Origin of the sequence: Sedimentibacter sp., assembly GCF_033447055.1 — a bacterium.
Taxonomy (GTDB): Bacteria; Bacillota; Clostridia; order Tissierellales; family Sedimentibacteraceae; genus Sedimentibacter.
In genome coordinates, this window is the sequence record NZ_JAWQJF010000140.1 from 1 (window position 1) to 6,475 (window position 6,475).

Sequence of the window (6,475 nt, forward strand, 5' to 3'; positions counted from 1 at the left end):
AGAAGTATTCTACATGACAGAAGCACTGGCAAGCCTTGAAGGATTAGAAAAAGGACCAGCAGGTAACACAGCACTTGCAGCAGCATTCTCACTTGCACAGGAAATGGATCAGGATCAAATGATAGTTGTACAGGAAACAGAATACACAGGAGCAGGTAAGCATATACAGCCACAGCTTTCGTTTGCAAGAGAAAATGGAATAGAAATAAAATTTGGAAATCCAAAGGATGAAGTAGCAGGAAAGAATATAATTCTTCCTTCACATCCATCATTAATAAAAGCAGAAGATGCAGATTTAAATCATATGAGAAAATCATTGATAAAAAATGCATTGGCAAATTACAGCGTAAAACCAACAGCTGAAGATATTGCATTCTTGGCAGAAGAAACAAATACAGATGTTGAATTTGTTAAGAATATATTAGCATCAATGTAAATAAAATTGAAAAGGCGTATGAAAATACGCCTATTTGCAAATTGTGTATAAAATAAGTAATATTAGGAGGAGTAAAAATATGAAAAGAGCTGATGATTTTGAACAAAGAAGAGTTCATTTGGCAAACCTTTCAGACGAAGAATTGTATGATAGATTTTGGAACTTAGCAGAACAAGTAGTAGACCCTCTTTTGGAGTTGGGAAGAAAGAATACAACACCGTCAGTTGAAAGAAGTGTTCTTTTAAGGATGGGTTTCTCAAGCCTAGAAGTGAAGCCAATTGTTGAAGGCGTAATGAATAAGGGTTTAATGGGAAAAGGCGCAGGAAATGTTGTTTGGAGACTTTCAAAGCGTCTTGGTGTTTCTGTTCGTGAAGCAGGTCTTGAACTTGCAAACGGAAAACATTGGGATGATGTTGATAAGTTATTTTAAGGAGGGATATAGATGATACTTGAACCTAACAAAAAGTTAGATATAAAAGAATTGTTGAAAGATTTAGATAAATATGAACCTAAGAGACGTGGATGGCATTGGAGAGAAGGAAGATGTGAAGATAGAACTGTCGGTAATTTTGAATATCATGAAACTTCTGAAGGACTGAAAAACTCTGTTCCTCTTCCAGGAAGCCGTGGATTCGGATATATAGACCCTCAGCCTGATTGTGTTATTACCACAGAAATCGCTTCTGGAAGATTTGAAGATGATATTAGAAGAATGCGTATGGCTGCATGGCATGGTGCTGATCATTTAATGGTTATAAGAACTGCAGGACAGTCTCACATAGATTCATTGCTTGAAGGTACTAACCAAGGTATCGGCGGAATTATGGTTACTAGAAAGCAAGTAAGAGCGAGCAGAAAAGCTTGTGATTTAATTGAAGAAGAAGTTGGCCGTCCGATTAATTTCCACTCATATATTTCAGGCGTTGCAGGTCCTGACATAGCAGTTATGTTTGCTGAAGAAGGTGTTAACGGTGTTCACCAGGATCCTCAGTACAATATATTGTACAGAAATGTTAATATGGTAAGATCTTTCTGTGATGCATGTGAAGCTAAAAAAATCATGGCTTGGGCAGATATGGTTCAAATAGATGGTGCTCATAACGCAAATGCTACAGCTATGCAGGCTTGGAAAGTGATGCCTGAATTGATGGTTCAACATGCTGTTAATTCTATGTTCTCAAAAAAAGTTGGCGTTAAGCCTGAAAATATAGCATTATCAACAGTTCCTCCAACAGCTCCTCCTGCACCATGCATGAGACTTGACTTACCTTATGCAGTTGCTCTTCGTGATTTATTTAAAGATTATAAAATGAGAGCACAACAGAATACAAAATACATGGAATCAGATACTCGTGAAGCTGCAGTAACTCATACAATGAACATGATGATTTCAAGGTTGACAAGTGCTGATATTCAGTCAACAATCACTCCTGATGAAGGAAGAAATGTCCCATGGCATTATAATAACATTGCAGGTATAATGACGGCTAAGCAAGCTCTTAATGGTATGGACGGCTTGAGAGAAATGGTTAAAATTAACAGAGAAGGACAATTAGGAAAAGATGTTCGTGAATTAAAAGAAAGAGCTATATTGTTCTTGGAAGAAATGCTTGAAGTCGGCGGTTACTTCAAGGCTGTTGAAGAAGGATTTTTCATAGACAGTGGAAAATATCCTGAAAGAAACGGGGATGGTATTGCAAGAGAAATTGAAGGCGGTATTGGATACGGCTTCGTTTATGAAAGAGATGAGGATTATTTTGCTCCTGTATCAGTTCACTACGGATATAACAACATCCCTAAACAGTTTAAAAAAGCAAGTGACGCTATAGGCGGAGATACATTTGAAGATCATTCTAAAATTATATATATTGATGAATTAGATGAAAATGACAATGTTAATAAGAGACTTGAAGATTCAGCCAAATATTATGATACAAATCTTGTTAAACCAGAAGTTGAATGGAGAGCAGATGGAACTGTATTATTATCAATTTTCTTGCCTTTAGACGAAAGAACAGCTGAGTTTGCAGCAATGAAATGCGGCGAAAAAATGGGTCTTGAAGACGTTACAGTTGTTCATAAACAGGTAATGCATCCATCAGAGGGTACATATGTTGAAATCAAAGGAAAAGTTAATTTTGATATCAATGTTGATGAATTAGTTATACCTGAAAAGGCTTCAGTTCTTTCAGAAACTGAAATAAGAAAAGATGTTTCGGATAAACCAATGTTTGTTGTGGCTGCAACTGTAGGCGAAGATGAACACTCGGTTGGAATGAAAGAAACATTAGATATAAAACATGGTGGTATTGAAGGTCTTGGTATCAAGTATGCTTATCTTGGAACATCATGCCCGGTTGAGAAACTTGTTGATGCTGCTATTGAAACAAACGCAGATGCCATATTGATGAGTACAATAATAACTCATGACGATGTTCATATTAAGAACATGAAGAAAGTAAGCGACTTATGTATTGAAAAAGGCATAAGAGACAAAGTTATGATTATATGTGGTGGAACTCAGGTTTCTAATGAAATAGCTATAGAAGCAGGACTTGATGCAGGTTTTGGAAGAGGAACCCACGGTATTGATGTGGCAAGTTTCTTAGTAAAGAAAAGAAGGGAAATGAACGCAGTTGAAAGTTAATGTATTAGTGGCTGAAATTGGCAGCACTACTACTGTAGTAAATGCATTCAATGGAATAGGTACTTCCTGCCCGACATTTGTCGGGCAGGGACAGGCGCCCACGTCTGTGCTTCAGGGGGATGTTACGGTAGGACTTAAGGGTGCTATTAACGACTTGAAAGTAAGACTAAATGCAGACGAAATAACATGGGATGACATGCTTGCTACAAGCAGTGCTGCTGGTGGTTTAAAAATGACTGTCCATGGACTAGTTTATGATATGACTGTTAGAGCGGCTAAAGAAGCAGCTCTTGGTGCCGGAGGTATCATAAAAATGATTACTTCAGGCAAAATGAGAAAAACTGATTTAAAGAAAATACAGGAAATCAGTCCGAATATAATTCTTGTTGCAGGCGGGGTTGATTATGGTGAAAGAGATACAGCTCTTCACAACCTGGAAATGATACTTTCCATGGGACTTAAAATTCCTATTATATATGCAGGCAATATAGAAAACCAGGAAGAAGTTCGCCTTATGTGTGAGGAAGCAGAAACCCAAGTTTATATTGTGGAAAATGTATATCCTAAAATTGATACTTTGGTTGTGGAACCAACAAGAAAAATCATACAGGATGCTTTTGAGGAACACATTATTCACGCCCCAGGCATGTCAAAGGTGAGAGAACTTGTAAAAGGTCCTATTATTCCAACACCTGGTGCAGTTATGGAAGCAGCTAAGGTGTTAAAAGAGGAATTAGGAGATTTGGTAGTGTTTGATGTTGGAGGTGCAACGACCGATGTGCACTCTGTAACAGAAGGATCTTTGGAAATTAATTCTATTTTAATAAGTCCAGAGCCGGAAGCTAAACGTACTGTTGAAGGAGATCTTGGTGTTTATGTAAATGTAAATCACGTTGTAGAAAAAATCGGAATGGATAATTTGAAAAAAGAATTTCCGGACGCGGAAGAAATTTTAAATAATTATAAACCGATTCCAAAAAGCCCAAGAGAAATGCAATTCGTTGAAAGGCTTACAAAAGAAGCAGTTTTAACATCTCTTGAAAGACACGCAGGACATCTTAGATATTTCTACACAGCAGCAGGCAAAAAGACTGCAGCTGAAGGAAAGGATCTCACTGCAATTAGATATATAATAGGCACAGGCGGGGCATTAACAAGGCTTCCCGGCAAAAGAAAAATACTTGAACTTGTAAAAAGTCATGGCAAGGAGCAGGAACTGTATCCTACAGAATTGGCGCAAATACTCATAGATGAAGATTACATCTTGTCTTCTTTGGGAGTGCTATCTAAAAGTTATCATGACGATGCTCTTGCTTTAATGAAAAAAAGCTTAAGAATATAGGAGAATGATATGTATCCTAGATTAGTAATTGATTTAAATAAAGTAAAAAATAACCTTGATAAAATTACCGAAATGGTAAAAAAATCAGGTTGCTCCCTCACGATTGTTACAAAGGGATATTGTGCAGATTTGGAAATTTATAAGCTGCTTGAAAATTCTGACATTGATTATCTGGCAGACTCAAGAATACAAAATCTCAAAAAATATGAAGGGACAAAAAAGGAAAGAGTTCTGTTAAGACTTCCTATGATTTCTGAAGCAGAGGATGTTGTGCACTTTTCTGACATATCCTTAAATTCAGAACTAAAAACAATTTATAATTTAAATAAAGCTGCAGCAAAATTTAATAAAATTCATAAAATAATGTTGATGATAGATTTAGGAGATTTAAGAGAAGGAATATTCTTTAAAAATGAAGATGAAATTTATCACGCTGTAGAAGAAATTTTAAAACTTGATAATATTGAACTTCATGGATTAGGGGTTAACTTAACTTGTTATGGTGCTGTTATACCTAAAAAAGAAAATCTTTCAATACTTGTTGAAATAGCAGAAAAAATTGAGAAAAAATACAATATTAAACTTAAAATGATTTCAGGGGGGAATTCAAGTTCTGTTTATTTGATAGACAGAAATGAATTACCAAAAGGTATAAATAATTTAAGAGTTGGTGAAGCATTTTTATTGGGAGATGAAACTGCTTACAGCGAAATGCTTGATGGTTTTTATGATGATGCATTTAAACTGGAAGCTGAAATTATTGAACTAAAAGAAAAACAATCTGTGCCCATAGGGGAAACAGGCGTAGATGCTTTTGGAAACAAGCCTGTCTATGAGGACAGAGGAATAATAAAAAGAGCCATAATAGCAGTAGGTAGACAGGATATTGATTCTGACAACCTGCATCCTATAGACTCTAAAATAGACATACTTGGAGCAAGTTCTGACCATTTGATTCTGGATGTTACAAAATCTGATTGTCAATATAATATCGGAGATATTGTTAGCTTTAAACTCAGCTATTCAAGTTTATTGAGGGCCACAACAAGTTCTTATGTAGATAAAGTATATAAATAATTAAAGTTAAAGGGAGAACAACTGAAGTTGACTCCCTTATTTTTTTTCTTTGTTATTTTTTCTGTCTAATCCCAAGGAACTAGAGTTTGTGTAAAATAATAAATTTTTTATAGCTGTATTTTCTCTTTCGGCTTCTTCTTTATCTCTCAAATACCTTAAATTTTCGAAATTATAATTCTTAGCCCTTTCCAAAACTTCTTTTAGTTTTTCGTCTTTAATAATAAATTTTGCTGCTTCCATTCTTTCTTTTAAATGAGCATTGCTTTTATATACTTCATTTCCAACAGCACAAGCAGCCATTGCTATATATCTTGAATCAAGTCTGTTTCTCATATATTCATTTAAATCTGCATCATCTATTATTTTTTCAAGTATATTATGAACTGCCACTTGATCTTGCCACATTTTTTCATTGTAAGAATGTAGAGAAGATTTTTTGTTTTTCATGTAATGATAATAAACTCCATGGTCAATGCATGCTTTATCACAATAAATCAATGCTTGAACGTTGAAAATTAAGTCTTCCATTATAGTTATGCCAGGTTGAAAATTTAAATTAAATTTGTCGATGAAATCTTTTTTGTACAAACATCTCCAAACACAGCCCATTATGTTGTAATATTTTGGCAGTATGTCTTCAATACCAATCATATTTGCAATAAGTTCATTTATAATATCAAGTTTTCCTAAAACATCCTTATTAACTTTAATTGTTTTAATGTTGCTGCTATGTTTTGAATCTTTTGAATAATTGCAAAAAGCCATATTGCATTTAAATTTTTCTATTGTATTGTACATGTTTTCATACATGTCAGGTTCTATCCAGTCATCAGGATCTACAAAACCTATATACTTTCCTGATGCTGCTTCAATTCCTGCATTTCTTGCAACAGATACACCTTCATTTATTTTATTTATAATAATTATTCTGTCATCTTTTCTTTGATAATTTTTGCATATTTCTAAGCTTAAA

The 6,475-nt window shown here is 34.8% G+C and carries 5 protein-coding genes and 1 pseudogene; 5 read left to right on the plus strand and 1 reads right to left on the minus strand.

Features of this window, described 5'->3' with window-relative positions; all coding sequences use genetic code 11:
* The 5 genes and pseudogenes from SA378_RS09765 to orr all read left to right on the plus strand — a co-directional run.
* Positions 1 to 436: pseudogene (locus SA378_RS09765) on the plus strand (PLP-dependent lyase/thiolase); the annotation flags it as partial.
* Positions 437 to 515: 79 nt separating this feature from the next.
* On the plus strand, positions 516 to 866 hold the full coding sequence (locus SA378_RS09770; protein ID WP_318525805.1) for an ornithine aminomutase subunit alpha: 351 nt from the start codon (positions 516 to 518) through the stop codon (positions 864 to 866).
* A gap of 12 nt (positions 867 to 878) precedes the next feature.
* Complete coding sequence (gene oraE, locus SA378_RS09775) at positions 879 to 3,083, plus strand: D-ornithine 4,5-aminomutase subunit OraE (RefSeq protein WP_318525806.1); 2,205 nt, start codon at positions 879 to 881, stop codon at positions 3,081 to 3,083.
* Positions 3,073 to 4,425: a GlmL-related ornithine degradation protein gene (locus SA378_RS09780; protein ID WP_318525807.1), complete on the plus strand. Its 1,353-nt coding sequence runs from the start codon at positions 3,073 to 3,075 to the stop codon at positions 4,423 to 4,425. Before oraE ends, SA378_RS09780 begins: the two co-directional genes overlap by 11 nt.
* 9 nt (positions 4,426 to 4,434) lie before the next feature.
* Positions 4,435 to 5,502 carry an ornithine racemase Orr gene (gene orr, locus SA378_RS09785; RefSeq protein WP_318525808.1) on the plus strand — a complete coding sequence of 356 codons (1,068 nt, stop codon included), beginning with the start codon at positions 4,435 to 4,437 and terminating at the stop codon, positions 5,500 to 5,502.
* 36 nt (positions 5,503 to 5,538) lie between these two features.
* Here the strand turns inward: orr and SA378_RS09790 are convergent.
* A partial coding sequence (locus SA378_RS09790) for a glycosyltransferase (RefSeq protein ID WP_318525809.1) occupies positions 5,539 to 6,475 on the minus strand: 937 nt, incomplete at its 5' end.

Coding starts and splice junctions, on each gene's coding strand:
- oraE (WP_318525806.1), top strand. CDS start 879: ATGATACTTGAACCTAACAAAAAGTTAGATATAAAAGAATTGTTGAAA.
- orr (WP_318525808.1), top strand. CDS start 4,435: ATGTATCCTAGATTAGTAATTGATTTAAATAAAGTAAAAAATAACCTT.
- SA378_RS09770 (WP_318525805.1), top strand. CDS start 516: ATGAAAAGAGCTGATGATTTTGAACAAAGAAGAGTTCATTTGGCAAAC.